This is a genomic window from Maribacter sp. C-4077 (genome assembly GCF_055378385.1).
On the sequence record NZ_AP038807.1, the window covers coordinates 1,273,855 to 1,300,790 of the forward strand.

Annotated in this window: 26 protein-coding genes; 11 read left to right on the top strand and 15 right to left on the bottom strand. The window is 41.3% G+C overall.

Annotated elements, in window-relative coordinates:
* From ACZ41C_RS05435 to ACZ41C_RS05450, 4 genes are all read right to left on the bottom strand, one after another.
* Entirely contained in the window at window positions 1-768 is a 768-nt protein-coding gene (locus ACZ41C_RS05435) for a head GIN domain-containing protein (RefSeq protein ID WP_138256978.1), read from the bottom strand.
* Window positions 769-868: 100 nt separating this feature from the next.
* Window positions 869-1,564 (bottom strand): ABC transporter ATP-binding protein, encoded by a 696-nt coding sequence (locus ACZ41C_RS05440; RefSeq protein WP_138257340.1) that lies wholly within the window; start codon window positions 1,562-1,564, stop codon window positions 869-871.
* A 68-nt stretch (window positions 1,565-1,632) separates the two neighbouring features.
* On the bottom strand, window positions 1,633-2,883 hold the full coding sequence (locus tag ACZ41C_RS05445) for an efflux RND transporter periplasmic adaptor subunit (RefSeq protein WP_138256977.1): 1,251 nt from the start codon (window positions 2,881-2,883) through the stop codon (window positions 1,633-1,635).
* 19 nt (window positions 2,884-2,902) lie between these two features.
* Entirely contained in the window at window positions 2,903-4,249 is a 1,347-nt protein-coding gene (locus tag ACZ41C_RS05450) for a TolC family protein (protein WP_138256976.1), read from the bottom strand.
* A 209-nt stretch (window positions 4,250-4,458) separates the two neighbouring features.
* On the opposite strand from ACZ41C_RS05450, the gene ACZ41C_RS05455 reads away from it, so the two are divergent.
* Both ACZ41C_RS05455 and ACZ41C_RS05460 read left to right on the top strand, forming a co-directional pair.
* Window positions 4,459-5,823, top strand: coding sequence for a sigma-54-dependent transcriptional regulator (locus tag ACZ41C_RS05455; RefSeq protein ID WP_138256975.1), 1,365 nt, complete (start codon window positions 4,459-4,461; stop codon window positions 5,821-5,823).
* On the top strand, window positions 5,738-7,171 hold the full coding sequence (locus ACZ41C_RS05460; protein WP_464564874.1) for a sensor histidine kinase: 1,434 nt from the start codon (window positions 5,738-5,740) through the stop codon (window positions 7,169-7,171). Before ACZ41C_RS05455 ends, ACZ41C_RS05460 begins: the two co-directional genes overlap by 86 nt.
* On the opposite strand, the gene ACZ41C_RS05465 is transcribed toward ACZ41C_RS05460, so the two are convergent.
* The 5 genes from ACZ41C_RS05465 to ACZ41C_RS05485 form a co-directional block, all read right to left on the bottom strand.
* Window positions 7,168-7,509, bottom strand: a complete 342-nt coding sequence (locus tag ACZ41C_RS05465; RefSeq protein WP_138256974.1) for an MGMT family protein — start codon at window positions 7,507-7,509, stop codon at window positions 7,168-7,170. The two genes, ACZ41C_RS05460 and ACZ41C_RS05465, sit on opposite strands and share 4 nt — an antisense overlap.
* 1 nt (window position 7,510) lies before the next feature.
* Window positions 7,511-8,143 carry a LysE family transporter gene (locus tag ACZ41C_RS05470; protein ID WP_138256973.1) on the bottom strand — a complete coding sequence of 211 codons (633 nt, stop codon included), beginning with the start codon at window positions 8,141-8,143 and terminating at the stop codon, window positions 7,511-7,513.
* Window positions 8,144-8,147: 4 nt separating this feature from the next.
* Window positions 8,148-8,816 (bottom strand): tRNA (guanosine(46)-N7)-methyltransferase TrmB, encoded by a 669-nt coding sequence (trmB, locus tag ACZ41C_RS05475; protein WP_138256972.1) that lies wholly within the window; start codon window positions 8,814-8,816, stop codon window positions 8,148-8,150.
* Window positions 8,817-8,862: 46 nt separating this feature from the next.
* Window positions 8,863-9,813 carry a sensor histidine kinase gene (locus ACZ41C_RS05480; protein WP_394347766.1) on the bottom strand — a complete coding sequence of 317 codons (951 nt, stop codon included), beginning with the start codon at window positions 9,811-9,813 and terminating at the stop codon, window positions 8,863-8,865.
* Window positions 9,814-9,929: 116 nt separating this feature from the next.
* Entirely contained in the window at window positions 9,930-10,616 is a 687-nt protein-coding gene (locus tag ACZ41C_RS05485; protein WP_138256970.1) for a response regulator transcription factor, read from the bottom strand.
* Between the two features lie 282 nt (window positions 10,617-10,898).
* Here ACZ41C_RS05485 and ACZ41C_RS05490 point away from each other — a divergent pair, with 282 nt between their 5' ends.
* The 5 genes from ACZ41C_RS05490 to ACZ41C_RS05510 all read left to right on the top strand — a co-directional run bounded on the left by ACZ41C_RS05490 (window position 10,899) and on the right by ACZ41C_RS05510 (window position 17,262).
* On the top strand, window positions 10,899-12,296 hold the full coding sequence (locus ACZ41C_RS05490; protein WP_161595305.1) for a thrombospondin type 3 repeat-containing protein: 1,398 nt from the start codon (window positions 10,899-10,901) through the stop codon (window positions 12,294-12,296).
* 115 nt (window positions 12,297-12,411) lie between these two features.
* On the top strand, window positions 12,412-15,249 hold the full coding sequence (locus tag ACZ41C_RS05495; RefSeq protein WP_138256968.1) for a TonB-dependent receptor: 2,838 nt from the start codon (window positions 12,412-12,414) through the stop codon (window positions 15,247-15,249).
* Window positions 15,250-15,403: 154 nt separating this feature from the next.
* Window positions 15,404-15,712 (top strand): T9SS type A sorting domain-containing protein, encoded by a 309-nt coding sequence (locus ACZ41C_RS05500; protein ID WP_138256967.1) that lies wholly within the window; start codon window positions 15,404-15,406, stop codon window positions 15,710-15,712.
* 168 nt (window positions 15,713-15,880) lie between these two features.
* A complete protein-coding gene (locus tag ACZ41C_RS05505) occupies window positions 15,881-16,204 on the top strand; it encodes a T9SS type A sorting domain-containing protein (RefSeq protein ID WP_154918003.1) in 324 nt (107 codons plus the stop codon).
* An 80-nt stretch (window positions 16,205-16,284) separates the two neighbouring features.
* Window positions 16,285-17,262, top strand: coding sequence for a LuxE/PaaK family acyltransferase (locus ACZ41C_RS05510; protein WP_464564875.1), 978 nt, complete (start codon window positions 16,285-16,287; stop codon window positions 17,260-17,262).
* On the opposite strand, the gene ACZ41C_RS05515 is transcribed toward ACZ41C_RS05510, so the two are convergent.
* The 3 genes from ACZ41C_RS05515 to tyrS all read right to left on the bottom strand — a co-directional run bounded on the left by ACZ41C_RS05515 (window position 17,259) and on the right by tyrS (window position 19,535).
* A complete protein-coding gene (locus ACZ41C_RS05515; protein WP_464564876.1) occupies window positions 17,259-17,696 on the bottom strand; it encodes a hypothetical protein in 438 nt (145 codons plus the stop codon). The genes ACZ41C_RS05510 and ACZ41C_RS05515 overlap by 4 nt on opposite strands.
* A gap of 107 nt (window positions 17,697-17,803) precedes the next feature.
* The gene (locus ACZ41C_RS05520; protein WP_464564877.1) at window positions 17,804-18,193 is read right to left on the bottom strand and encodes a hypothetical protein; all 390 of its coding nucleotides are present in this window, start codon (window positions 18,191-18,193) and stop codon (window positions 17,804-17,806) included.
* 43 nt (window positions 18,194-18,236) lie between these two features.
* Window positions 18,237-19,535, bottom strand: a complete 1,299-nt coding sequence (gene tyrS / locus ACZ41C_RS05525) for a tyrosine--tRNA ligase (protein ID WP_464564878.1) — start codon at window positions 19,533-19,535, stop codon at window positions 18,237-18,239.
* Between the two features lie 200 nt (window positions 19,536-19,735).
* On the opposite strand from tyrS, the gene ACZ41C_RS05530 reads away from it, so the two are divergent.
* A complete protein-coding gene (locus ACZ41C_RS05530; RefSeq protein ID WP_464564879.1) occupies window positions 19,736-20,743 on the top strand; it encodes an NAD-dependent epimerase/dehydratase family protein in 1,008 nt (335 codons plus the stop codon).
* Here the strand turns inward: ACZ41C_RS05530 and ACZ41C_RS05535 are convergent.
* The 3 genes from ACZ41C_RS05535 to ACZ41C_RS05545 form a co-directional block, all read right to left on the bottom strand.
* On the bottom strand, window positions 20,724-21,167 hold the full coding sequence (locus tag ACZ41C_RS05535; RefSeq protein ID WP_272636120.1) for a DUF4296 domain-containing protein: 444 nt from the start codon (window positions 21,165-21,167) through the stop codon (window positions 20,724-20,726). The genes ACZ41C_RS05530 and ACZ41C_RS05535 overlap by 20 nt on opposite strands.
* A 261-nt stretch (window positions 21,168-21,428) precedes the next feature.
* A complete protein-coding gene (locus ACZ41C_RS05540; RefSeq protein ID WP_464564880.1) occupies window positions 21,429-22,763 on the bottom strand; it encodes a dihydroorotase in 1,335 nt (444 codons plus the stop codon).
* Between the two features lies 1 nt (window position 22,764).
* Window positions 22,765-23,493, bottom strand: coding sequence for a polyprenol monophosphomannose synthase (locus ACZ41C_RS05545; RefSeq protein WP_154917996.1), 729 nt, complete (start codon window positions 23,491-23,493; stop codon window positions 22,765-22,767).
* Window positions 23,494-23,855: 362 nt separating this feature from the next.
* On the opposite strand from ACZ41C_RS05545, the gene ACZ41C_RS05550 reads away from it, so the two are divergent.
* Genes ACZ41C_RS05550 through ACZ41C_RS05560 form a run of 3 tightly spaced genes read left to right on the top strand, consistent with a single transcriptional unit; the run spans window position 23,856 to window position 26,931 of the window.
* Window positions 23,856-25,526: an ArnT family glycosyltransferase gene (locus ACZ41C_RS05550; RefSeq protein ID WP_464564881.1), complete on the top strand. Its 1,671-nt coding sequence runs from the start codon at window positions 23,856-23,858 to the stop codon at window positions 25,524-25,526.
* The gene (locus tag ACZ41C_RS05555; protein ID WP_138256955.1) at window positions 25,526-26,179 is read left to right on the top strand and encodes a DUF4271 domain-containing protein; all 654 of its coding nucleotides are present in this window, start codon (window positions 25,526-25,528) and stop codon (window positions 26,177-26,179) included. The genes ACZ41C_RS05550 and ACZ41C_RS05555 overlap by 1 nt, the downstream gene beginning before the upstream one ends.
* Before the next feature lie 8 nt (window positions 26,180-26,187).
* Window positions 26,188-26,931, top strand: a complete 744-nt coding sequence (locus tag ACZ41C_RS05560) for a uroporphyrinogen-III synthase (protein ID WP_138256954.1) — start codon at window positions 26,188-26,190, stop codon at window positions 26,929-26,931.
* The last annotated feature ends 5 nt before the right edge of the window (window positions 26,932-26,936 follow it).

The window sequence follows — 26,936 nt, forward strand, 5'->3', positions numbered from 1 at the left end:
CTAATTCATTTTTTGGATAGTGGCCTCGCCAATAACCAATCCCTTTTTAACTTCGGGCGAACCTTCATAGGCAATGATAGCTTCGCCAAAGGCCGTGACTTTTAGCTTGTCCTTTACCGATAGTCGATAACTTCCTTCACCATAGGCCGTTATTTTTGCATCATTGCAATCAACATTCAAAGTATTTACCTTGGATTCTCCATATGCGGTAATTTTTTGGCTGTCAATACTACCTTCTTTAAGTTCAAGAAAACTTTCTCCATAAATGGTCGTGGACAAGTCACCTAATTTGACTTCGTTAAAATACACTTGAGATTCGCCAAAGATTTTAAGGATAAATTCATTTTGGTCGATTGTACTTTTACAAATGAATTTTTCCTCCCCACGCAAAGACAATTCTTCCAGGTTTTTATAAGTAACCGTGGCCTTGACCACTGTGCCGTTATAGATTGGAACTTTGTAATCATAATTATCTCCCTCTATGTCTTTACTTTCCGTGTAGGTCTTGGCGCCATCTAGGTACAGTCTAAGGGTTTTGCCAATAACTTCAATATTCAATTTTGAAAGCGGTTGGGTGCTAGCATGTACTTCCACCATTTCAGTAGTACCTTCTACAAAGGTCACTTCAATATGTGGGCTTACGATCACCTTTTCAAAAGGGTCCACTACTTTTTCCAACTGGGCAGAAACCGATGTAATTGCGAATAAAAAAGTGAATGCAACTGAGATTGTTTTAAAAAATGGAATCTTACTTTTGAAAATTTTCATGACCGTTCGTTTTTTAATTGTTTTTGATTGTTTTTGATTGACCCTTTGCTTCGACTTGGGTCAGCACAAGCTCGATCAGGGCTAGTGAATAAACTCCTTTTTAAATCATGGCACCAATTGCTCGGTTCTGGCTTTCAGTAACGATTTGTCCATCGAATAAGTTAACTACCCTATGCGCATAATGGGAATCTCTGTCCGAGTGGGTAACCATGACTATGGTCGTTCCTTCTTGGTTCAGCTCTGTTAGCAAATTCATGACCTCGATACCATTTTTGGAATCCAGGTTACCCGTGGGCTCATCCGCCAATATCAATTTTGGATTGGTTACCACGGCCCTTGATATGGCTACACGTTGTTGTTGTCCACCGGACAATTGCTGTGGAAAGTGTTTTTCGCGATGCGCAATTTTCATACGCTCCAGCACTTTCATTACTTTTTCCTTACGTTCACTCTTCCCCATTTTTAGATAGATGAGTGGTAGCTCCACATTTTCATAAACCGTTAGTTCATCGATCAGGTTAAAGCTTTGGAATACAAAACCAAGGTTACCTTTTCGCAATTGGGTACGCTGGCTTTCCTTTAGCCCACCTACTTCATGGCCCGCAAAATTGTAACTTCCATCGGTAGGGTTGTCCAACATGCCTATAATGTTCAACAAGGTGGATTTGCCGCAACCCGAAGGCCCCATGATGGCAACAAATTCGCCGTCCTCTACTTTAAGGTTCACGTTATTCAATGCTAAGGTTTCCACTTCCTCGGTACGAAAGCTCTTTTTTAAATTCGTAATAGTTATCATCATCTTTTTTTGATTTTATTGATTGTTATAAAGACACCACAACTGCGCTTGATGTGACACTTTCTAATTTATTTTAGTACGATTCTTTCTGCTTCCCCAAAACTGTCATAGTTGCTGGTGATTACTTTTTCACCTGCATCCAATCCTTCAAGCACTTCATAGAATCTTGAGTTTTGTTTCCCAATTCTGATAGGCCTTTTTAACGCTTCTTCCCCGTTTTTACCTACTACAAAAATCCATTGTCCTCCTGTACTTTGGAAAAAGCTTCCTTTTGGTATTAACAAAGCGTCATTGGATTCTCCCAATTGTAATCGTATGTTGTAGCTTTGACCAGTACGTATTGTTTCCGGTTTTTCTTCCGTAAAGACCAAATCTACCCGAAACCTTCCATTGCGGACTTCAGGATACACTTTTCTAACCCGTAAGGGAAATTCATTTCCGTTACGCTCAAGTACAGCGTTCAAATCCCTTTTCACGCGGTCAATGTAATGCTCGTCTATATCCGCTTCAATCTTATAATCCGTTAGCACATTTATTTGACCTATTCGTTGTCCTTGGGAAATATTCTGCCCAATTTCGGCATCCAAAAAGCCCAATTGGCCATCTGCAGGGGCTCTAACATTTAAGTGGTCCAATCTTTGGTAGACCATCCCCAAAGTTTTCTGCATTCTTGCCAAATCATTATCCAAACCCGTCAGGGACGTTTCTCGTAACTCATCATCGTTCTCTGTCTGAAGCTTGATTATTTCATATTGCTTTTGGGACAGCTCATAGTTCTCCTTTGAGGTGAGGTAGGCTTCCTGGGAAATAAGTTCCTCGTCATATAGGGCCTTATTCTGTTCATAATTTCGCTTTAAGCGCTGAAGGTCCGTACTCGCAGTGGCCAAGGACCGCCTACCCTCCACTTGGCGAGAATCAAAGGTCAGTTTTGTAGAACGAAGGTCATTTTGTTTTAGTGCCAAATTACTTTCGCTGGCCAAAATCTGCTCGTACAGGTTCATGTTTTCCAGTTTTAGGATAATGTCCCCCTTTTTGACCATGGCACCTTCCTCGATCAATTTTTCGGTAACCCTTCCACCTTCATAAGCATCCATATAAATGGTGGTGATCGGTGCTACATTCCCGTTTATAGTGATGTAATCATCAAACTTGCCCTGGGACACTTCTGCAATGGAAAGTTTATCCTTTTCTGTTCTAAATGTGGAAATAGAACTGGCAAAAAGCAATTGATACCCCACAAATAACAACAATAACCCCAAAGCTATATACCCGTAGTGTTTGGGTCGCAATCCTTTTTTCTTTTCTAATTTAATATCCATGCTATTCTCTAATCTAATTCTAGTTAATGTTAAATACGGGAAGTCCCCTATAAAAATCCAAAGTGCTTTTATTGATTTCTGATCTTAGTCTTACTTGCAAATTCTCATTTTGCGCACTGGCGAACAGGTTTTTTGCGGTGAACAGTTCTATGGCGTTAATCATGCCTTTCTCGTACCGTTTTTGGGCAATGGTAAAGGACAATCGCTGTGCTTCCATATTTTGCCGACTCTGTTCCGTTTCCACCAATAGTGAATTGTATTCCTGAACCAACTGTTGAATGGTCTGGAAAAGCACTTGCTCCTGAACTTCCAAATTGTTTTCTTGACGTAACCTTTCAATTTTGGCCTGTTTCACCCTTGATCTTGCAGACCATCCATTACTTATGGGAACACTAAGACTGATACCGTAAAACCTAGACGTATTGTCCCTGAACTGTTGACGAAAAGGGAAGGTATTGCCCAGGGAATCCTGAAAGGTTTCAAAGTAACCTGTACCAATACCCGCGAAAAGGCTCAACGACGGATATAGGTTTCCACGGGCAACGCCCACCTGTTTCTTAGCGGCTTGTGCCCGTAGTTCCTGAGCCTTTATCAAAGGCAAAAAATCCCTAGCCTTCTCGTATACGGAATCAGATTCCATGATCCCTAAAACTTGGGCTTCTGCCTTGTGGCCCATATCCGTGATAATTTGAATGTCTGAAGTATTCTCTAGGTTCATTTCCTGTATCAGGGTTAACTTGGCCGCAGCCAATTGGTTTTCTGACTGGGTTAGGTTTAGCTCATCGGCCAATAAAAGGGATTGTGCCTCGTACAAATCGGCACCCGCCATCAATCCCAGTTCAATCTGCTTCTCCACCAGTTTATAATTGGTTTTGGAAACATCTACTTGCTCATTGGCAATTGCTACCAAGCCCTCAAAAAATTGGATGTTGTTAAATGCCTGCATTACCCTAAAGGCCAAAAGATACTTTTGTTGCAACACCTCTTCTTTAGTGGCACTGTACAATAACTTGGACGCCTTAATGGAATTAATTTTTTGAAAACCCCTGAACAAATCGATGTTGGACTGCAACGAATAGCTATTGGAAAAGAAATCCTGAACCACAAAGGTACCCGTATTGGGGTCTTCGGCCCTACCTGAATTAATGGTATAATCTGAATTGGCGTTCAAAACCGGCAACAAGTTACGTACAGACTGTCGATACATCTCCTTATTTGAAAGATTGGTATATTCAAAATCGTTCAATTGTAAGTTATTTTCCAAGGCATAGGAGATGCATTCATCCAAGGTCCATGACTTTTGCGCCATTAGGGACGTACTCCATAATAAAAAGATAATTAGTAATAATCTTAGAAAATGTATCATACTTTTTTTGCTATGCCAAAAAACATACTATTTACATGCCACAAATACAAAAAATTGATTTTCAATACATTAAAATTTTGGTATGGTGTAAAATAATAATGTACTGTAAAATAGTTGTACAGATATTGTAAAATATTTTGACACTTACTATAAACCAATCTCCTCTATTTGTAGTTTTATCCGTATCAACCCACAAATTATTCCCAATTATGGTGGATGCAAAAATATTGGTCATTGATGACAATAAGAGTGTTTTAAGTGCTTTGGAAATACTATTGCAATTCGAGTATAAGAGCGTGCAGACCATCTCAAACCCCAATCAAATCACGTCCTTTCCAAATTTCAATTCGTTGGACATCATTTTGTTGGACATGAACTTTTCCGCTGGTGTAAATACCGGAAATGAAGGACTTTACTGGCTTCGGGAAATAAAGAAAAAAGCCCCCCACATTTCTGTAATCATGATGACCGCATACGGCGCAATAAACCTTGCCGTAGAAGCTTTAAAGGAAGGGGCATCCGACTTTATCCTAAAGCCTTGGAACAATGAACGGTTATTGACTACCGTAAAATCTGCCTATGAGCTTAGAAAAACACAAAAAGAAGTAGTACAACTTAAAGAGAAGGAAACAAACCTTAAACAGGTAATCAACCAAAATTCCAACTACATCATTGGGAATTCCAAGGCCCTGAACAGGGTGTTATCCCTGGTACGAAAGGTAGCCAAAACCGATGTGAACGTACTGGTTACCGGTGAAAATGGAACCGGTAAAGAGCTTATAGCAAGGGAGTTGCATAAATTATCCGCAAGGCAAAATGAGGTTTTTATTTCTGTGGACATGGGTTCCATTTCGGAAAACTTATTTGAAAGCGAATTATTTGGACACGTTAAAGGTTCTTTTACAGATGCAAAGGAAGATAGGGCCGGAAAATTTGAAGCGGCCAATGGAGGGACCTTATTCCTGGATGAAATAGGCAATCTTTCATTGCAAATGCAAGCCAAATTATTATCCGCCATACAAAACCGGGTTATTGTAAGAGTCGGTTCCAACAAACCCATTCCCATTGATATCAGGCTTATATGTGCGACCAATTGTAATTTGGATAAAATGGTTTCTGATGGCTTGTTTCGCGAAGATCTCCTGTACCGCATAAATACTATTCGGGTAGAAGTACCACCTCTAAGGGAACGAGAGAACGATATACTGGTATTGGCCGATTTCTATTTGAACAAATTCATCAGCAAGTACGGAAAACAGGGGCTGCGAATAAACCAACAGGCCCAAGAAAAATTGATGTCCTATGCTTGGCCCGGAAATGTACGCGAATTGCTTCATACCATGGAGAGGGCCGTCATCTTGAGCGAAGGTAATGTTTTAAAGCCTGATGATTTTTTATTGGAACCCAAAAATTCCATTAGCATGGAAAATGTTCCCAGCACTTTAGAGGAAATGGAACTGCTCATGATTACCAACGCCTTGAACAAGCATGATGGTAATTATAGTGCCGCAGCCGAACAATTGGGAATTTCAAGGCAGACGCTATATAACAAGCTTAAAAAATCCTCCAAATAAAATGGTCAGCCGTAATATATATCTTCAGTTGGTTTTAAGGATTGTCTTTATAGTCCTTACCGTTGTAATCTCTACATATCTCTTTTTCAAGGAGAGTTATGTAGGCTGCGGTATTGGCATTTTGATTATAATAGCCCAAACTTCGGCCTTGATCAATTACGTAAACCAGACCAATCGAAAAATAGCCTATTTCTTTGATGCCATCAAAAATGAAGATTTCACACTGAGGTTTCCGGAGAAATTGAGCGTAAAATCCCTGGAAGAGCTAAATCATAGTTTGAACATGCTCAATAACATGATACAGGATATCCATCTAAAGAAGCAGGCCCAAGAGCAATACTATCAGGAAATACTCAGGCAAGCGGATATTGGAATTTTCACCATAAATCCAAAGGGGCATATCCTTTTTGCCAACCCAACGGTGCAAGAGCTGCTCAATTACAGGCCATTGAACCATATAAAACAGTTGAACCAGGTAGACCAAGAGCTATACCAGCTCTTTCAAAAATTAGAACCCTTTGAAAATAGAATCTATCAACTTGGAAATGAACGGGGAAAACGGGATTTAAGTATTAAATGTACCCCATTGACCATTGAAGGACAAGATTTATTATTGGTTGTGGTGCACGATATACATCGGGAATTGGACGAAAAGGAAACGGATTCTTGGGTAAAACTGATTCGGGTTCTCACCCACGAAATCATGAACACCATTACTCCTATCACCTCAATTTCGGAATCCATCCTTAAGTATTTCAAGAAGGGAAGTTCCAATACCCATCCTACCGAATTTAGTAAAGACCAAATAAAAAATACGGCAAAAGGATTGGAGGTAATCAAGGACCAAGGGAATGACCTTATGAGTTTTGTTCAATCCTACCGTAAATTCCTTAGTGTACCAGAGCCTGAAAAAGAGCTTGTTTCCGCCAAAAAACTTTTGGAAAGGGTAAAGCTTTTGTTAGAGGAACAGACGGATGAAAATCCGGTGAAAATAGAAATTGGGGTCCACCCGAAAGAACTGGAGCTATATATTGATTCCCAACAAATATCGCAAGTGTTGCTAAATCTGGGCAAGAATGCCAAACAATCCTTGGAAGGTCAGGAGAATGGAAGGATAAAATTCATTTGTGGTATCAACGAAATGAACAAGAAGTTTATACAGGTCTGGGATAATGGAGTAGGAATCCCTCCTGAATTGTTAAATGAAATTTTTGTTCCCTTCTTCACTACAAAAAATTCCGGAACAGGTATCGGGCTAAGTCTTTCCAAACAAATCATGCGATTGCACGGGGGAAGCATACAGGTGCTTTCAGATGAAAACACGGTATTTACCTTGATCTTTGATTAATTGGTTTCTCTCAATTCTTTCCAAGGATCCCAAAAATGTTTTTCCAAATCCTGTATCTGGTTGTCCTTGACCTTAACACCTTCACTTTCCAACAATTGCTGCATGAGATTTGTTCCCTCAAAATGGTGCTTTCCCGTTAAAAGTCCCGCTTTGTTGACCACCCTATGGGCGGGAATGTCGTCCCTGGTATGGGAAGCGTTCATGGCCCACCCTACCATTCTGGCACTACGGGCAGCCCCTAGATATTTGGCAATGGCACCATAGGAGGTAACCCTCCCATACGGAATTTGCATGGCGACCTCGTAGACCTTTTCAAAAAAATTATCGTTATCTGCCATATCACTGCCTGTTTAGCACCCGTACCACGGTGATGATCAACAAAAGTACCATGAGAAAGGAAAGGATGTAGTTCGCATTTTTTTCAAACCGATTCGTCTTGTGCTCCAGTTTGTCAAAGTAAAAAACGTACAGGTACAGCACCGAAAACGTGCCCAAACCGGCCGCCAGAACAAAAATGGCAATATCCAAAAACATGAACTTTATCCAGCCCGATGCATTCCACATAATATTGAGTCCGCTGTAGTAGGGAATGGTCAAAAAATTAAGGGTTGCCAAAAACATACCCTTGAGGTAGCTGTTTCGCTTACTGATTTTGATGGCCTTGATTTTCGTTTTTTTATTTCGTTTGGCCGCCACAAAAAAATAGACCGCCAAAGCTGCAAAGACAGCAATGGCAACTTCCAAAAGACGGGAAACAACTTCAGGATTCCTATCCAAAAATTTAGAGATGAATACCGCAATGGTGGCCTGCAACATAATAACGGTGGACACGCCCAAACTAAAGATAACACCGTTCAATTTATCCTTTTCCACACTGGTCTTGGCGGCATTTAAATTGAGAAGCCCGGGTGGTACAGTGGCCATAAAGGCCGCCGAATAGGTAGCGAAGAAAAGAATGAGTAAATGTTGCATCTACTTAGTGTATCCTAAATTGGATATAGGTTATGGGTTTGCCTTTCTCAAGATACTGATTTTCATAGAATGTCTGAATTTCCAGAACATCCTTGGGACTACCCTCATTTTTATACACATCGTGATTGGCGTAGACAACCTCCAGTGCCAAACCATGCAGGAGTCCCAAGGTATACCCGTGCATGAATTCGCTATCAGTCTTAAGATGCATCAATCCATTGGGTGCCAAAATACGCTTGTACTTTTCCAAAAAGGCCGCGTTGGTCATCCTATGCTTGGTCCTTTTGTACTTTATTTGGGGATCGGGAAAGGTGATCCATATTTCCGAGACCTCTTCCTTACCGAACAAAAGGTCCACCAGTTCTATTTGAGTCCGTAAGAAAGCGACGTTTTGCAAACCTTCCTCCAAGGCGGTTTTGGCTCCCCTCCAAAATCGGGCACCTTTGATATCGATGCCTATGAAATTTTTATTGGGATTTTTTTTTGCCAGTCCTACCGTATATTCGCCCTTACCGCAGCCCAGTTCCAAAACAATTGGGTTATTGTTTTTAAAGTGTTCCTTCCAATTTCCTTTCAGTACAAAACCATCGGTAACTTCTTGCCGAGTTGGCTGTATCACATTTGAAAAGGTTTCGTTCTCCTTGAATCTTTTTAGCTTGTTCTTGCTGCCCACTTGGTTCCTTTTATAATGGCAAAGCTAATAAAATTGATTCCGGTCACTATTTTTTGGAGTTGGTATTTTCGGTTTTACTTTTCTCCAGGGTGAAGGAAAATTCGGAGCCCACATCCTCAGAACTTTCCACGTAGATTTTTTCACCGTGTGCCTCTATTACATGCTTTACAATAGATAGACCCAGGCCACTTCCTCCTTCCTTTCTACTTCCACTAGGGTCCACCCTATAGAAACGTTCGAACAATCTGGGCAGGTGATTCGCCGGGATGCCCTCGCCGTTATCGGTTACCCGAACTATAACTTTATTCTTGACCAAATTCTCCACACTTACCTCCGTAGTACCGTTCTCGTTACCATATTTAATGGAGTTTACTAAGAGATTGGTCAATACCTGCTGGATTTTTTCCTTATCAGCATATACCATGATCGGGTTGGGATAGGCCATATCAAAGGTGAGGACAATTTTCTTTTTGCTGGCCTTCATTTCCAAGAGGTCGAACACATTTTGAATGAGCTCCACGATATTGAAATTCTCCTTTTCCAAACGCAGATCGCCCACTTCTAGTTTGGTGATCAAATCCAGGTCCCGTACAATGTAAATAAGTCGCTCCACTGCCTTGTTGGCCCTGGAAATATATTTTCTTCGGATATTTTTGTCCTCTATGGCCCCGTCCAAAAGCGTTTCCAGATAGCCCTGTGCGGTGAACAATGGAGTCTTTAGCTCGTGCGACACATTGCCCAAAAAATCCTTACGATACTCTTCCCGGATCTTAAGCGTATCGATTTCTATCTTCTTGTCCTTGGCGAATTTCTCAATTTCCGCGGTCAAGGTGCGCATGTCGGTAGTTACGGGGTTGGTTGCCAAGGGCGTGGACTCCAACAGTTCCACATCGTCATATATTTTCTTGATACGGCGGTATATGAAGCGTTCAATTCTGAACTGAAGGGCCCCGAAAGAAAAAATAAAAATTAGCAAGGAGGCAATGGCCAAAAACATCCAGTTCATTATGTTGAAGAGCCACAGCAGACTCCCAATAACAAAAAAGGAAATAACGCCTATATAGAAAGCAGACCTGAAGGCAAACCTATAGGACTTTTTGGATCGAATGGCCATTATAATACAAACTTATAGCCTACCCCTTTAACGGTCTTAAAATGATCTTCTCCTATTTTTTCCCGTAGCTTACGGATATGTACATCGATGGTCCTTCCGCCAACGACCACCTCATTGCCCCAGACCTTATCCAGAATTACCTCGCGTTTGAATACTTTATTGGGTTTTGAAGTGAGCAGGGCAAGAAGTTCAAATTCCTTCCGAGGGAGTATTATTTCCTCGCCCTGATTTATAATCTTGTATTCTTCCCTGTTGATTACAATATCACCAACTTTTGTAATATCCTCTCTGGGCCCCTCTTCTTTGGATAACCTTCGTAAAAGGGCATTCACTTTGCTCACCAATACCTTTGGCTTTATGGGCTTGGTAATGTAGTCATCGGCCCCGGCATCAAAACCGGCCACTTGGGAGTAATCCTCTCCGCGTGCGGTCAAGAACGTAATTATGGTATTTTCCAATCCGGGTGTCTTCCGCATGATTTCACAGGCCTCAATACCGTCCATTTCGGGCATCATAACGTCCAGAATAATCAGATCCGGTTGCTTCTTTTTTGCTTTGGATACGCCCTCCGCACCGTTTTTGGCCGTGATTATCTCATACCCTTCAGAAGAAAGGTTATAACTCAAAATCTCCAAAATATCCGGTTCGTCATCCACTAAAAGTATGGTAATATCCTTTTTCTTCATCTTTTCCTATGGTTTGGTCTTTTTAGGTCCGAGACAACTAAAAGTATTAAAAAGCAACGGTTTAGCAGTATCTCCGATCGATTTTTGGTCGTGTTAATGTTTCAAAAGTACAGATTAAACCCGTATGACAAAATCGCTTAACGTTGATTTAATATAGTAACGTTTAGGTAACATTTTTGCAAAACACATTTAACTTGACCGTAACCCGACTTTTACAACCCCTATCGTTCTTTGCGGCGTAAATCAAATTAAACTATTATGAAAATTAAAAACGTAAATTCTATGAAAAAGCTATTGGGTCTTTCCCTTATATGTTTTTCATTCGCCTTTGTTGCCTGTAGCGACGATGACGGTCCTGTTGATCCAGTTGTTATTACAGATGAGGATTTTGACAATGATGGTGTAAACAACGATGTGGACAACTGTCCAGGAACAGCGAATCCAGACCAGGCCGATTCTGATGGTGATGGTATAGGTGATGTTTGTGACCCAACCGATAATGGTGCTACCGACCCAGTTGGACAAACTGTTGTAGTAGATAGCGATATTACCGAAGATACTACTTGGAGTGCCGATAATCTTTATAATTTGGATGGTAGGGTATTCGTTACCAACGGTGCTACCTTAACTATTGAAGCTGGTGTTATCATCAAAGCAAACGCAGGTTCCGGCGTAAACGCATCCGCGCTTATCGTAACCAGAGGAAGTAAGATTGAAGCGGTAGGTACTGCAAACGCTCCAATTATTTTTACATCTGCGTCAGACAACATCGCTTACGGCGAAACTGCAGGTACTAACTTAACCGAAAATGATAGAGGTCTTTGGGGCGGATTAATCGTTTTAGGTAACGCTCCCGCTTCTTTTGACGGTGATGCCGTTGCAGCGCAAATTGAAGGTATCCCAACAGATACGGATGGTGACAAAGGTTTATATGGCGGTACTGATCCAGCCGATAATTCCGGTACGCTTCAATACATCTCTATTCGTCATGGCGGTGCCTTGATCGGGGAAGGAAATGAAATCAATGGTCTTACTCTGGGAGCCGTTGGTTCAGGAACTACAGTCGATAATATCGAAGTTGTTGGAAATGTGGATGACGGCATCGAATTCTTTGGTGGTACTGTAAACGCTACTAACCTGTTCGTTTGGGCACAAGGCGATGACGGTCTGGACATTGACCAAGCCTATTCCGGTACTATCGATAACGCCATGGTCGTTCAGGGAGGTATTTCCGATCATGCTTTGGAAATAGATGGCCCAGAAGGTTCTTTACAAGGTGCTTATACCCTTACAAATGCTACTTTGGTTGGTCTTGATGACAATGCGACCGGTGGTGAGATTGCGGACTTCCGTTCCAATGCACAAGGTACAAACAGCAATATCTTGGTTACAGGTTTTACCGGTATTGGAACAGACCTGCAGCTATCAGATGTAGAATTGGACAATGCGGGTGTTGCCGCCAACTACACGGCAGGAACTTTAGTTTTCACCAATTGGGAAATCGTATTGCCAACAGGTGTAGCTACCTCTGCTGAAATCTTCAATGATACAACGGATAGTACCACATTTGAAGCGGATGCCGCTACATTCTCATCGGCTGTAGCTGAGGGGACAACCGGAGCGGATACTTCTGCTTTTGCTTGGACATACTCCAATGCCAAAGCAAGTTTAGGCTTCTAACAAATACATAAAATCAAGTATATATATACTTTTAATTAAACAGTTGCTCGTCTTACGATTTTGGTAAGGCGAGCAACTTAATTTCTATAAGAATACCCGTTATAACTCAACTCACATGAAAATTAAATCGCTTTTAGTTCTACTTGCCGCATTTTCCATACAGTCCATTCTTGCACAAGAAGGCATTATTTCGGGAACAGTGATGGATGGTGAATTTAATGACGTATTGCCTTTTGCGAATATTACCATAAAAGGCACTACCAAAGGAACGACCTCGGATTTTGATGGAAAATACGCTTTGGAGCTAGAGCCAGGCACGTATACCGTAGTGTTTTCGTTTTTAGGATATGAGACCAAGGAAATCTCCGAGGTAGTCATCGCCCAAGGTGCGGAAGAAATAATCGATGTTACCTTGAACCCACTGCCAAACGCATTGGACGAAGTGGTGGTAACCACTACGGTTTCCAAAAACACGGAGGCTTCCGTACTTAATCTACAAAAGAACTCGGTAGCCCTTTTGGATGGTCTGTCCATTCAAAGTATTAAAAAATCAGGGGCGGGAGACATCGCCAGTGCCATCAAGGCCGTGCCCGGTGTATCCGTACAGGGAGGAAAATTTGTCTATGTTAGGGGTTTAGGTGACCGATACACAAAGTCGATTCTAAATGGTGTGGACGTACCCGGTTTGGATCCCGATAGGAACACACTTCAATTGGATATTTTCCCTACCAATATCCTGGACAACATCATTGTGGTAAAATCCGCAACGGCAGACCAACCGGCCGACTTTACGGGAGGAGTTGTGGATATTGTGACCAAAGATTTCCCTTCAAGGGCCGAGTACAGCGTTTCCACAGGTCTTGGGTATAATTCTTCCATGCATTTTAAGGACAATTATTTGACTTATGACGGCAGTGTTTCAGACCCATTAGGCTATGATGGAGGAAAGCGGGATTTGCCCATTTCTCAAAATTTTGAAACCCTTTTACCTCAGCAAAATGGACAGGTTGCAAGAATTACAACGCAATTGTTCGACTCCAACTTAAAGGCCCTACAGGAGCAAAGCGGTATGGATTTCAGTTTTGGCCTTACGGCTGGAAACCAATACAATGCCAACGAGGATGGCACCAAAAAAATTGGCTATTTGGCATCCCTATCCTATAGAAACAATACGGAGTTTTACGAGAACATAGTCAACGGTCAGGTCTTTCGTAAACAAGATCAAGACCCCTCCGTTTTGGAACTGATCGACGATAGAACCCAGTCCGGGGATTTGGGTGTCAACAATGTTTTGATAAGCGGACTTGCAGGGGTATCTTTTAAAGGCCGGACTTCAAAATATAAATTGAACGTACTTCACATTCAAAATGGTGAGTCCAGTGCCGGATACCTTAGGCAAGAAAACTTTAGTGTAAATTCCAATATCATTTTTAAGGATGTGTTGACCTATACCCAACGCTCTATCACCAATGCATTGTTGAACGGGGAACACTCCAACGAGGATGGCTCTTGGAAGGTCTCATGGAAATTGTCACCAACCATTTCTAAAGTATACGACAAGGACCTTAGAACAACACCGTTCAGGTTTGACCCAGATGCCGAAAATTTTATCATTTCGCCTAGTGAATCTGGAGACCCCAGCAGGATTTGGAGGGATTTAGAGGAGATAAACATTGCCGGAAAACTGGATTTTACAAGGAGACATCAATTTTTTGGCAGGGAAGCAAAATTAAAGTTTGGGGGAGCCTACACTTTGAAACAACGGGAGTTTGTAGTAGATCAGTTTTCACACCCTGTACAATCAAGACGTGGTAACTTCAGCCTAGGATTTGGCGGCGATGCTGACCAGGTATTGGCTCCTGAAAATATCTATGACCCAAGTACTGGCGAAGGAACTTTCGTGCGAAGGGATTCCAATGTTTCGGATTCCTTTGACTCCGAAATGTCCGTAGCCGCCGGATATATTGGTGATGAATTTAAACTATCGGAAAGACTGAACGCCATACTGGGCGTACGTTTTGAAAAGTTCGACCTTTATTATACCGGTATAAATCAGGATGGTGAGGTTTTTGACAATGTAAACCTTTTGGACAAGGCGGATTTCTTTCCATCAGCCAACCTTATCTACGACCTTAACGAAGAGGCAAGCAGGAAATTTAGGGCTTCCTTCAGCAGCACCACGGCAAGACCTTCTTTCAAGGAAGCTTCCAATGCCCAGATTTTTGATCCTGTTTCCAGTACCTTTTTTATTGGAAATATCAATATCCAGCCTACCTATATAAATAACTTTGATTTACGATTTGAAGCCTATGGTGAAAGGACCAATTTCTTTGCCGCAAGTGCTTTCGCAAAAACCTTTGATGACCCTATTGAACTATCCTTTATCCGTGAGGCAAGAGGCCAGTTCATACCTTTAAACCTAGGTGACGCTGTAGTTTTTGGTGGTGAGCTTGAGTTTAGAAGAAGTATGGACTTTATACCTGGTTGGCAAAATTTTTCCTTCAATGCCAATGTCTCCGTCATTGAGTCTCGTCAGTCCTTTAGTGAAGATGAGGAGGAGGCAAGAAGGGACAACTTGAGGGAAGGCGAGGAATTTAAGGATTATAGAACATTGCAAGGCCAATCACCCTTTCTGTTAAATGTTGGATTCAACTATGACAACAATGACAATGGATGGCAAGGTGGCCTAGTCTATAACGTTCAAGGGAAAACCTTGGAAATTGTAGGAAATGGGGATATTCCAGATGTATTTACCCTGCCCTTTCACAATCTTAAATTCAATTTGAGCAAAGAGTTTGGCGAGGAGAAAAACAGCAAACTGACCCTTCGTTTTGAAAACGTGCTAAATGACAAGATTGAAAGTGTGTACCAATCCTTTGGTGCTACGGATAGGCTGTTTTCATCAAGATATCCAGGTCAGGCCATCTCATTGGGGTATAGCTATCAATTTTAAAACCGAATAAAAAATATAAAAAAGCCCGTCCCGAACCATTCGCGGACGGGCTTTTTGCATTTCATCGAAAAATTTAAAGAAAGAGTCCTATCCTATTGACGTCCAGAGGCTATAATTCCTATATTTGTGGCATAGCATTTGTAACCTGCTATATATGAAGCAACTTTACCTTGTTATTTTCTTTCTTTTTTGTGCTGTTGGTTTTGGACAAAGTCCAAAAAACCAAGGGGATATAGAAGGTTTTAGCATGTATCCAAATCCGGTTACGAATGGTAAGGTCTATATTACAACGGCCAACAATAGTCCTAAGGAAATTTTTATTTACGATGTTTTTGGAACATTGATCCTAAAAACGACCATTCTAGGCAAGGAACTCTCCCTAAACGATATGGATGCCGGAGTATACGTTCTACGCGTATTTGAAAAGGACAAAATGGCCACCAGAAAGCTTATCGTCAAGTAAGTTTTACTCTTATATCTTATTTATTTCTTGTCGATAATCGGTATGAAAAATCCGATGTATTGCAAGTGCTATCTTGTTGACATACAAAATAGTATCGTTTACAACATTTTTATATTGAACCTAGCGGATTGAAGTAACTTTAGGGTGTTGATCCCAAATCGATGCCCAATGAAAAAAATCTACTTTATCCTCTTAATGGGATTTTCCTTCATGGTATATGGCCAGGACTCCATTGATTTTCGAAATTTAAAAAATGAGGAAATCTCCGGTTTTAAACTATATCCCAATCCTGCAACGGCAGACATGGTTTATGTGACCACGGAGAACAACGACACCAAGGAAATACGAATCTATGATGTCTTTGGTGAGTTGGTTTTGACCGATCGTATCTCGAACAAGACCTTGGACATCTCCAGACTTTCACCTGGTGTTTATGTTATCCAAGTAACCGAAAACAAAAAAACGATCAATAGGAAATTGGTGGTAAAGTAACCGTTTTAGAACTCGATTTACCCTACTTTTCAAGATACATTCTATAGGGTTCTTTACCTTTACGGGGAATTGAATATTCCATGGGCCCAAAAAGTATTTTTGATATTTCATCCAAGACCGAATTTGAAACCAAATGTTTGGAAATATTTCAGTTTCAGTATCAAAATAATGGGGTTTACCAAAGGTTCTGCGATTATTTAAATGTAAAACCGGAGCGTATTGATACCCTAACCAAAATTCCATTTCTACCCATTCAATTCTTCAAGGAACACAAGGTTGTTAGTACTTTGGATGAAGAAGAAATCATTTTTACCAGTAGTGGAACCACGGGCTCGGTCGCGAGCAAACACTATGTAATGGACCTAAGCCTATACAAACAAAGTTACCTCAAAGGCTTTAAAAGTAGCTACGGGCCTATTAAAAATTATTGTGTTTTAGCGCTTTTACCCTCTTATTTGGAGCGCGATGGTTCTTCCCTGATTTACATGGTGAACGATTTAATCAACAAGAGCAAACATCCCTTTAGCGGATTTTTTCTCAATGACCTACCCAAATTGGAATCCGTTCTTAGGGAACTGGAAGCCCAAAAACAAAAGACCCTTTTAATTGGTGTTTCCTTTGCCCTATTGGATTTCGCCGAAACGTTCAAATTAGAACTGGAACATACCATTGTGATGGAAACTGGCGGTATGAAGGGACGTAGAAAGGAATTGATACGTAAGGAACTGCACGAACAACTAAAGCGGGGATTTGGTGTAAAACAAATTCATTCCGAATACGGTATGACGGAACTCCTTTCACAAGCCTACTCCCTGGGGGATAGTCTATTTAAATGTCCCCCGTGGATGAAAATTTTAGTAAGGGATACAGAAGACCCTTTATCCTTACTACCAATAGGAAAGACTGGAGGCATCAATGTAATCGATCTTGCCAATGTGAACTCCTGTTCGTTTATAGCAACCCAGGATTTGGGGAAATTATATGAAAGCGGAAAATTTGAAGTCCTGGGGCGTTTTGACCATTCGGATATCAGAGGGTGTAATTTGATGGCGCTTTAATCATCTTCCTTTTCATAGAGGAGACCAGGTCCGTCACATGCCATCCATGAACTTTGAAGCCTATCCTCGGCAACATATTGCAAGGTTTCCCTGCCAAATCCATAACAACCACCTGCCAACTCACCTCCTGTCTCGAAAACTAGTTCCAGATAATCCGCATCATCATTATCGTACTCGACCATCTCAAAGGTTCCTGTAGCTTCCAAAACGGCTCCATCACGCTCCCTGCTTTTAATAAAAGAACCATCTGGATTGAAAATGTAATATTCCTGCCAATCCATAGCATCGCCCACAGTTGTTGAATTAACAAAACTCCCTGTCATTTGAACCAATATCCACTTCTGACTTGAAAATTGCAACTCCTTTCCCTTTAGCACCAAATCATCGCTGGTGCATCCTTCCAAAAAAAGTAGGATAATCGTAATTAAAAACAAAAATCGGTTTTGCACAACTACCAGGGGTTAACTAATTCTATATTAAGATACTACAAATCACAATGGGTTGCGTTAAGGGAATGTGAAGTATTTAAAAATTATCCTATTTAAGACCGTCTTAAAGAGTACACCACCTCGTCATCCGCAATCTGAGGGTTGTCCAAGTATACCAAAGTCAATTGGTTTTCGGCAACTTCGAATTGATAGCTGGTATTATCGGTAAAATCTAGAATATTGTTCTGACCGCCATACCGGTATACCCCCGATTCCTTGAAAAACCGATCGGTACCTTCATTAATGACGGTAAGGGTATTTGTATCGGTTTCGAAAATCAGCCTTGTTTCCGAAAAATCAACATTGGCATCAAACGCGCAGAAACAGCTCACTTCCTGTAATATCCATTCCCCGTTCAAACCGGTGTCCTGTATAACGGGGTCATTGTCCGAATCACAGGAAATCAGAAAAACCGACATCATCAGCCCTAAAAATCGTTTCATAAAACCATTTTTTCAGTAGATGTCAAAATGCTGCAAAGGTTGCCTATTCCGTTACCGTAAGTACGAAATAATTCTTTTTGCCGCGCTGAAGCAGCACAAACTTTCCGTTGATAAGATCTTCCCTTCCTATCAAATAGTCCTCCTGCACCTTTTCCTTGTTTACGGAAATGGAATTCTGTTTCAATTCGCGCCTTGCCTCACCATTAGATCCCAAAAATCCTGTCTGTGCGGATAGGGCCGCGATCATATCCAACCCGCCATCCAAAGAGGCCATGGGAACCTGGGCCTGTGGAACCCCTTCAAAAATATCCAAAAAGGTTTTTTCGTTCAACGCTTTGAGGTCTTGGGATGTGGACTTGCCAAAAAGAATCTCACTGGCCTTTATTGCATTCTCCAGTTCTTCCTTTGAGTGTACCATTTCAGTTATTTCCTCTGCCAATTTCTTTTGTAACAACCTTAGATGGGGGGCCTGCGAATGCTCCGCGACTAGATGCTCAATTTCTTGCTTTGAAAGAAAGGTGAAAATCTTTATATATTTTTCCGCATCGGCATCGGAGGTATTGAGCCAGTATTGATAAAATTTATACGGGGAGGTCCGCTCTGCATCCAACCAGACGTTTCCGCTTTCGGTCTTTCCAAATTTGGTGCCATCGGCCTTGGTTATTAAAGGACAGGTAAGGGCATAGCCCTTGCCTCCACCAATTCTACGAATCAGTTCCGTGCCCGTTGTTATATTCCCCCACTGATCGCTACCGCCCATTTGTAAGGTGCAATTATGGGTCCTAAAAAGATGGAGAAAATCGTACCCCTGCACAAGTTGATAGGTGAATTCCGTAAAGGACATTCCTTCTTTGGCTTCGGCGGAAAGTCGCTTTTTAACCGAGTCCTTTGCCATCATATAGTTTACAGTTATGTGCTTCCCTACGTCCCGGATAAAATCAAGAAATGAAAAATCCTTCATCCAGTCGTAATTATTAACCAAGACCGCAGCATTATCGGCATCGCTTTCAAAATCCAGAAATCTGGAAAGTTGGTTTTTTAAGGCTTCCTGATTATGCCTAAGCGTGGCTTCGTCCAGAAGGTTTCGCTCTGCGGATTTACCGGATGGATCCCCGATCATACCGGTTGCACCTCCTACTAGGGCAATAGGTTTATGTCCTGCCAATTGAAAGTGTCTCAGCATCATGACACTAACCAAATGACCAATGTGCAAGGAGTCTGCCGTTGGGTCGATGCCCACATAGGCAGATTGCATTCCCTCCATAAGGTATTCTTCCGTTCCGGGCATTGCATCGTGCAACATGCCCCTCCATTCCAACTCCTTTACAAAGTTTGAAGCCATTTTTATCTATTTCATTTTAATTCATTGCAAATATAAAAGGAAATACACCGCAGATCATACCTATCCAAGGAGGAATTTATCCGAGTCTATTTCCTACATTTGAAAACTCATAAAGGAATTTGGCAGGACAACCTAAGATATCCAAACAAAGGTAATTGTTTGAATATCAGCTTGTTGAATTTGCTTTAAAAACATGGAATATGGTTTTAGTTACCGGAGGTACAGGCTTGGTGGGGTCCCACTTACTATTAAGATTGGTCCTGTCAAAGGTAAAAGTCCGAGCTATTTATAGGTCCGAAGAAAAACTGGGGGACGTTAAAAAAGTCTTCTCCTATTATGAGGAAACTCCAGAAACCATTTTTAATCAGATAGAATGGGTACAGGGAGATATTCTCGATGTACCCTCCTTAGAATCGGCCTTTTTGGACATTGAACAGGTATACCACGCTGCAGCACTTATTTCGTTTGACCCAAGGGATTTTAAAAGATTACGCAAAGTGAATGTGGAGGGAACGGCAAACATTGTTAATCTGTGCATTCACCATAATATAAAAAAACTCTGTCATGTAAGTACCATTGGAACCATTGGGAGAAGCATTGCGGGCAAGGAAGCTACTGAGAGCAATGATTGGAACGAATTGCACACGAACGTCTACGCCCTTACCAAATATTCGGCCGAAATGGAGGTGTGGCGGGGTTCCCAAGAAAACCTGGACGTGGTAATCGTAAATCCTGGGGTGATCATAGGTCCGGGATTTTGGAATAGCGGCAGTGGCAAGTTGTTTACCACGGTAAAAAAGGCCTATTCCTATTATCCGCCGGGAGGAACGGGATTTGTATCGGTATCCGATGTTGTTTCCGTTATGACGCGTCTCATGACGAGCACTATTAAAAATGAACGGTTTATCCTTGTATCGGAAAATCGTACCTACAAGGAAATAATGACCTCCATAGCCACTGCACTAGGTAAAAAACCACCCGGGAAAGAACTCAAAAAATGGCAGTTGGAGATTGGCAGGTATTTTGACTTCCTCAAAACCCTGTTCACTGGAAAACCAAGGACCATTACCAAAAATGCGATCTATTCCCTCTTACATCCTGAAAGTTATTCCAGCGAGAAAGTAAGGACGTTGCTTCACTACGAATTTGAACCGCTGGAAAAATCCATCGTATTTGCTTCCAAAAAGTTTATGGAAGACTATCCTTGACAGTAGCGGGTTTAGTTTTCAAACTGTCCAGAACCCCTTCCTTATTTCGCTTGCTTTCAAGAAGTTTCAGACTATCGGTTATTTTCTTTTCCTGTTCCAGGGCGATTCTTTTGGCTTCCAACGAAGCTTCCACTTCGGTGTAGATGGTCTCATACTCCGCTGGCAAGGAGGCATAGTATCGGTCACTTATCACAAATTGTGCGCTATCTATCCCAAACTTTTCAAAAACATAGGTGGTAGGCTCCACACCGTTATCCTTTAAAATACCCAAATTCACGCCCTTGGCGGCATTTATCAATGCCATCTCCTGTAAAATCAGGACCATCTTATCCTTTGGGATAAGGTTCTCCGGCTTTTCTATGAGTTTTTCACCACAAGCAGCTAAAAATAACACTACGAGTATGGCAATCCTAAAACTTTTCACACGTTTAAAATTAGGTTAATAGTTTGATTCTTAATCATTTCCTTTTGTATAGGCATTAAACTTACCATAAATAATCCCTCGATGAGGGTTTCATCTGTTTATATTTAATATTATTAAAAGGTCAGATGCAATTATTCACATCGCTGTTTATTGTATTTTCAAAAGGTGTTCATGAATCTTTGATTTCGCCAATAACCATCAAGGTGGGTATTAAGACTTGTTATGGCTCATTTCATGGGGTAAATAATTATAATTGCTCCTTTATCTATTGAAAGTGAGTCTTTTGGCATTTCTTTTATCCGACATTTTTCCGTTTTCATAAGCCAAATGTCCGTTTACAAACGTATGGGTAACACGGGCCTTGAACGAACTTCCTTCAAATGGTGACCAACCACATTTGTACACGATATTCTCCTTGGAGACCTGCCATGGGTCGTTTAGGGAAACCACGGCCAAATCGGCAAAATATCCTTCCTTGATATAGCCCCTTTTGTCTAAATCGAACAATTTGGCCGGATTGTGGCACATTTTTTCTACGATTTTCTCCAAACTGATAACACCTTCCATATGTTTCTCCAATATGGCGGGCAACGCATGTTGCACTAAAGGACCACCACTGGGGGCACTCGTATAAGGATTTTCTTTTTCCGACAGTAAATGCGGGGCATGATCTGTTGCGATTACATCGATCCTGTCATCCAACAAAGCTTTCCAAAGTGTATCCCGGTCCTGCGCAGTTTTTACCGCCGGGTTCCATTTGATCAAGGTTCCCTTGTCCAAATAATCGGCATCTGAAAACCAAAGGTGATGGATACAGACCTCCGCCGTAATTTTCTTCTTTTCCAGAGGGATGTCATTTTGGAACAAATCCGTTTCCTTCCCAGTTGAAAGATGGAAAACATGCAATCGTGCTCCCGTCTTTTTAGCCAGGGCAATCGCCTTTGAAGAGGATAGATAGCAGGCTTCCTCACTTCTGATCAAAGGATGGTACTGGATTGGAATATCCTCACCGTATTTTTCCTTGTATGCTTCCAAATTCCGACGGATGGTAGTTTCATCCTCACAATGGACGGAAATGACCATCTCAGTATTACTGAAAATACCTTCGATTACGGCCTCATCATCCACCAACATGTTTCCGGTAGATGACCCCAAAAACAACTTGATTCCGGAACAGGCATTTTTGTCCAAACGTTTCAGTTCTTCCAGATTATCGTTGGTTCCCCCAAACAAAAAGGAATAATTGGCATAGGAAGTTTCCCTTGCCATGGCATGCTTTTCCTCCAATTTGACAATAGTTGTAGTCTGTGGGTTGGTGTTGGGCTGCTCCATATAGGTGGTGATACCCCCGGCCACGGCCGCCCTGCTCTCCGATGCAATAGTGCCTTTGTGCGTAAGGCCCGGTTCCCTAAAATGTACTTGGTCGTCAATGATTCCCGGTAGTATATATTTCCCATTTAAATCGATGACTGTTGCTTCCGCTTCCGATATATCCTTGGAAATTCGGGAAATATAATCCCCCTCCAAAAGAAGGTCTAGTTCCTCAATGATACCTTCATTTACGACCCTCGCGTTTTTTAATAATGTCTTACCCATTCTAAAATCTATTTTTTTGGAAAAGGCTGCGGAGTTTCATCACAAAAACACCCCAGATAGCTTCGCTGATGATGGAGGAACTCATTTTGGACTTACCCTTTACCCTGTCCTTAAAGATAATGGAAACCTCCTCTATTTTATAATTCTTCAGGTAGGCCCTGAACTTCATTTCTATCTGAAATGCATACCCCACAAATCGAACGGAATCCAGATTGATACTTTCCAAAACATACCTTTTATAGCAAACAAACCCGGCAGTTGGATCATGCACCCGCATACCCGTAATCATTTTCACATAGAATGATGCCCCATAGGACAACAACACCCTATATAACGGCCAGTTGACCACGTTCACTCCTTTTTTATACCGAGAGCCAACGGATACGTCCGCACCTTTTTCACAGGCCTTGAGCAATCGTAAAAGATCGGTTGGGTTGTGGGAAAAATCAGCATCCATTTCAAATATATAATCATATTTTTTGCCGATGGCCCATTTAAATCCATGGATGTAAGCGGTGCCCAACCCCGATTTCTCCTGCCTCACTTCCAAAAACAGGTTGTCCTTGAACTTTTGTTGCAAGTCACGTACACGCTGCGCCGTACCATCGGGTGAATTGTCGTCCACAATGAGTACATGGAAGTCTTTTGGCAATTCAAAAACAGCATTGATTATCGCGTCAATATTCTCAATTTCATTGTAAGTAGGAATGATAACAACACTGTTGGACATCGGTATATGCTATATGGGCACAAAAGTAGTGTTTTAATCCAAAAGATTTCGGGGAAGCTGGGGATAGGGGTTTTCCTTTAAGATGTCATTTCCCCAGGTTCGGAAATTATTAATACAGTTTCAGTACCTAACGGAAATGTTTTAAATCAAAGAGTTGTGTACAGGACGAAAATTATGTAATTCAACAACAAGAAGTGATCATCAAGACCTGACAGGTTTTGAAAACCTGTCAGGTCTAATACCTAAAAAATAGGTCTTTCTACATCTTACATCTTTGGACCAATTATTTCTCCTGTACTAAAATCAAAGAATAAAAACGAAAACCATCGGAATTTGTAATTTTACGGGCATAAAAACCGCCCATGTCCGAAAAAATCCCAAGGCAATTCTATTATTTTCTTACGGCATTTTTTGTTCTCAACCTAATACAATCCGCGTTTACGGAATTGATTTTTGATGAGGCCTATTACTGGTACTATAGCCAGAACATGGCCTGGGGGTTTTTTGACCATCCCCCTTTGGTTGCGCTGCTTATAAAAATTAGCAGTCTGTTTTTTAACGGGGAACTTGGGGTGCGCTTTATGAGCTGCATAATTTCCGCACTGAATCTTGTGATTTTATGGCTGCTGATCGATAGACCGGAAAAGAATCGATTTATCCCCCATTTTTTCATACTGGTGTTTTCCATGACCTTGTTGAATGCCTATGGTTTTTTTACCCTTCCGGATACTCCATTGCTGTTTTTTACCTCCTGTTTTCTACTTACGTATAAGCATTTCCTAAAAGACCCGAAATACTCTACTGCTATCCTATTGGGTATATTTATGGCGGCCTTGATGTACAGTAAATACCACGCCGTCCTGGTCATCGTTTTTGTGTTGCTATCCAACCTAAACCTTGTTAAGAGCAAGTATGCCTGGCTTAGCGTTTTGGTTGCCTTACTCTGTTATGCCCCACATTTTTACTGGCTGTATGAAAATGATTTTGTCAGTATCAAATACCATCTTTATGAACGACCCAACGATGCCTATCAGTTCGAGAAATATACGCTGGGCTTCTTTGTAAACCTGATTGCACTGTTTGGGCTTACTTTCCCGCTTATTTATTATGCCCTATTAAAAACCAAGGGCAAGGACTTGTTCAATAGGGCGCTCTTGTTCTTGACATATGGCGTAATCCTGTTTTTCTTTATTTCCAGCTTCAACAGAAGGGTACAGACCCAATGGATCATTATTATCTGCATTCCCCTGGTGGTCATCGTATATAATTTCATGTTGGAACATAAACAGGTCCTCAAATGGATGGTTCGCTTGGGCATCATCAACGCTTTCCTGATTCTTTATTTACGAGCCGGACTCATTTACCAACCTTTACTTTTTGATTTCCATTACGAAAGTCATGGCAACAGGACCTGGGTCGATGGAATTCGCGAGGAGGTTGGGGAAATTCCCGTGGTTTTTGAGAATTCTTATCGTAACGCACCCATGTACGAATTTTATTCGGGAGGAATACCTACCTTCTCCCTGAACAATGTGATGTACCGGAAAAACCAATATTCCATTGATACCTCGGAAGAACGGGTACGGGGGAAAAAAGTGGCTTATCTTTCCAAATATATCAATGACAACACCTTTTCCTACACCAAGCCTGATGGCTGGGTTTATAAAGGCAAGTATATTTCGGATTTCGACTCCTACAGAAAACTTGAATGCACACTGAAGGAGGAAACTGTTTCCTTGGATGGTTCCGATTATCATCTACAGGTATTCAATCCCTACAATTTTGACATTGAACTGTCCAAACTTAAATTTTCTGTAGCCTATTTGAGTCCCTATAAAAATACCTTGGGCCTAAAACGGATTGCCCCGAAGCCCGTGGAGGAAAACCTGCCCTTCCTAACCAAAAAGGACACAACCCATTTTTTAGTGGAAATACCTCAGTACGATACCGAAAAAGTAGGTTATATTAGAATCGTGATTTCGGAAAACGGATTGTATCCGGGCTTGAATTCAAAACCAATTCCCGTAAACTAATGGAGCCAATTAACAGGTTTACCGAAAACTTGGACTGGATTACCCTCATTTTGTTTGGCAGTCTCCTGTTGGTCGCTATTGCCAAAAAAATATTCTATGCCAGATTTTTGAATTTTATCATTCTTCCCTTCAACAACAAGTACATCATCATGTACAACAAAAAGGAGAAGCTTTTCAATTGGTTCCATATACTACTCACCGTTTTCCAGATCATCAATATCTCGCTGTTCGCCTTTCTAGCATGGAAAAGTTATGCAAGTCCGGAAATATCCGTGTCCAATGTCACTTTTTTGGCGATCATTGGATTCCTTTTTCTTTTTGTGCTTATAAAGATGTTCCTACAACTGGGGAATGGTTTCATTTTTGGATCCTACGCTACCATTAATGAACTACTGTTCAAAAAAACGTCCTATTTGAATTACAGCAGTATTGTTCTTTTTCTGGCCAATATTTTTTTGACTTTTGTATTTATTAACTCGATTACCGTTGTTTTGGCAGCGTTTGGGCTCTTTCTGCTAATTAATATTATAGGCTGGGTTTCAGTGATTAGGATTCATCAAAAATACATTAGTTCCTACTTTTTCTATTTTATTTTGTACCTTTGCGCACTCGAAATTGCACCCCTAATCATATTGGGAAGCTTTCTAAAATAGTGTAACCTATGAAAGTAAAAACAATTTTGGTCTCTCAGCCCGAGCCAAAAATGGAAAATTCTCCCTATTCCAGGCTCATCGACAAGGAAAAAGTAAAGGTCGATTTTAGACCCTTTATTCATGTGGAAGGAGTAGATGCCAAAGGTGTCCGTCAACAGAAAATCGACCTAAAGGATTTCACCGCCATTATTCTTACAAGCAGGAATGCGGTGGACCATTTCTTTCGAATTGCGGAGGAGATGCGTTTCAAGGTGCCGGATACGATGAAATACTTTTGTCAGTCCGAGGCTGTGGCATACTATCTTCAGAAGTACGTGGTATATAGAAAAAGAAAGATTTATGTGGGCAAACGCTTGTTTTCCGATTTGTCCCCGATGATCAAAAAATACAAGGATGAAAAGTTCCTGTTACCATCCTCTGATGTTCTTAAACCCGAGGTTCCCGAGACCTTAAACGCGCTCGATATAAGCTGGAAACGGGGTATTTTCTACAAAACGGTCATCAGTGATCTATCCGATTTAAGGGATGTATATTATGATATTTTGGTATTCTTTAGTCCATCGGGTATTGAATCCCTGTTACATAACTTTCCGGATTTTAAGCAGAACGATACTAGAATAGCGGTTTTTGGTAATTCTACCGTAGAAGCTGCTACTGGTGCCGGACTTAGAATTGACATAAAGGCGCCCACTCCAGAGACACCGTCCATGACCATGGCACTCCAAAAATATATTACGAACGCAAACAAATAAGAGTT

Bases quoted from the DNA above. Each gene is read 5' to 3' on its own strand.
- ACZ41C_RS05435 (WP_138256978.1), bottom strand. From the start codon at position 768: ATGAAAATTTTCAAAAGTAAGATTCCATTTTTTAAAACAATCTCAGTT.
- ACZ41C_RS05440 (WP_138257340.1), bottom strand. From the start codon at position 1,564: ATGATAACTATTACGAATTTAAAAAAGAGCTTTCGTACCGAGGAAGTG.
- ACZ41C_RS05445 (WP_138256977.1), bottom strand. From the start codon at position 2,883: ATGGATATTAAATTAGAAAAGAAAAAAGGATTGCGACCCAAACACTAC.
- ACZ41C_RS05450 (WP_138256976.1), bottom strand. From the start codon at position 4,249: ATGATACATTTTCTAAGATTATTACTAATTATCTTTTTATTATGGAGT.
- ACZ41C_RS05455 (WP_138256975.1), top strand. From the start codon at position 4,459: ATGGTGGATGCAAAAATATTGGTCATTGATGACAATAAGAGTGTTTTA.
- ACZ41C_RS05460 (WP_464564874.1), top strand. From the start codon at position 5,738: ATGATGGTAATTATAGTGCCGCAGCCGAACAATTGGGAATTTCAAGGC.
- ACZ41C_RS05465 (WP_138256974.1), bottom strand. From the start codon at position 7,509: ATGGCAGATAACGATAATTTTTTTGAAAAGGTCTACGAGGTCGCCATG.
- ACZ41C_RS05470 (WP_138256973.1), bottom strand. From the start codon at position 8,143: ATGCAACATTTACTCATTCTTTTCTTCGCTACCTATTCGGCGGCCTTT.
- ACZ41C_RS05480 (WP_394347766.1), bottom strand. From the start codon at position 9,813: ATGTTTTTGGCCATTGCCTCCTTGCTAATTTTTATTTTTTCTTTCGGG.
- ACZ41C_RS05485 (WP_138256970.1), bottom strand. From the start codon at position 10,616: ATGAAGAAAAAGGATATTACCATACTTTTAGTGGATGACGAACCGGAT.
- ACZ41C_RS05490 (WP_161595305.1), top strand. From the start codon at position 10,899: ATGAAAAAGCTATTGGGTCTTTCCCTTATATGTTTTTCATTCGCCTTT.
- ACZ41C_RS05495 (WP_138256968.1), top strand. From the start codon at position 12,412: ATGAAAATTAAATCGCTTTTAGTTCTACTTGCCGCATTTTCCATACAG.
- ACZ41C_RS05500 (WP_138256967.1), top strand. From the start codon at position 15,404: ATGAAGCAACTTTACCTTGTTATTTTCTTTCTTTTTTGTGCTGTTGGT.
- ACZ41C_RS05505 (WP_154918003.1), top strand. From the start codon at position 15,881: ATGAAAAAAATCTACTTTATCCTCTTAATGGGATTTTCCTTCATGGTA.
- ACZ41C_RS05510 (WP_464564875.1), top strand. From the start codon at position 16,285: ATGGGCCCAAAAAGTATTTTTGATATTTCATCCAAGACCGAATTTGAA.
- ACZ41C_RS05520 (WP_464564877.1), bottom strand. From the start codon at position 18,193: ATGAAACGATTTTTAGGGCTGATGATGTCGGTTTTTCTGATTTCCTGT.
- tyrS (WP_464564878.1), bottom strand. From the start codon at position 19,535: ATGGCTTCAAACTTTGTAAAGGAGTTGGAATGGAGGGGCATGTTGCAC.
- ACZ41C_RS05530 (WP_464564879.1), top strand. From the start codon at position 19,736: ATGGTTTTAGTTACCGGAGGTACAGGCTTGGTGGGGTCCCACTTACTA.
- ACZ41C_RS05540 (WP_464564880.1), bottom strand. From the start codon at position 22,763: ATGGGTAAGACATTATTAAAAAACGCGAGGGTCGTAAATGAAGGTATC.
- ACZ41C_RS05545 (WP_154917996.1), bottom strand. From the start codon at position 23,493: ATGTCCAACAGTGTTGTTATCATTCCTACTTACAATGAAATTGAGAAT.
- ACZ41C_RS05550 (WP_464564881.1), top strand. From the start codon at position 23,856: ATGTCCGAAAAAATCCCAAGGCAATTCTATTATTTTCTTACGGCATTT.
- ACZ41C_RS05555 (WP_138256955.1), top strand. From the start codon at position 25,526: ATGGAGCCAATTAACAGGTTTACCGAAAACTTGGACTGGATTACCCTC.
- ACZ41C_RS05560 (WP_138256954.1), top strand. From the start codon at position 26,188: ATGAAAGTAAAAACAATTTTGGTCTCTCAGCCCGAGCCAAAAATGGAA.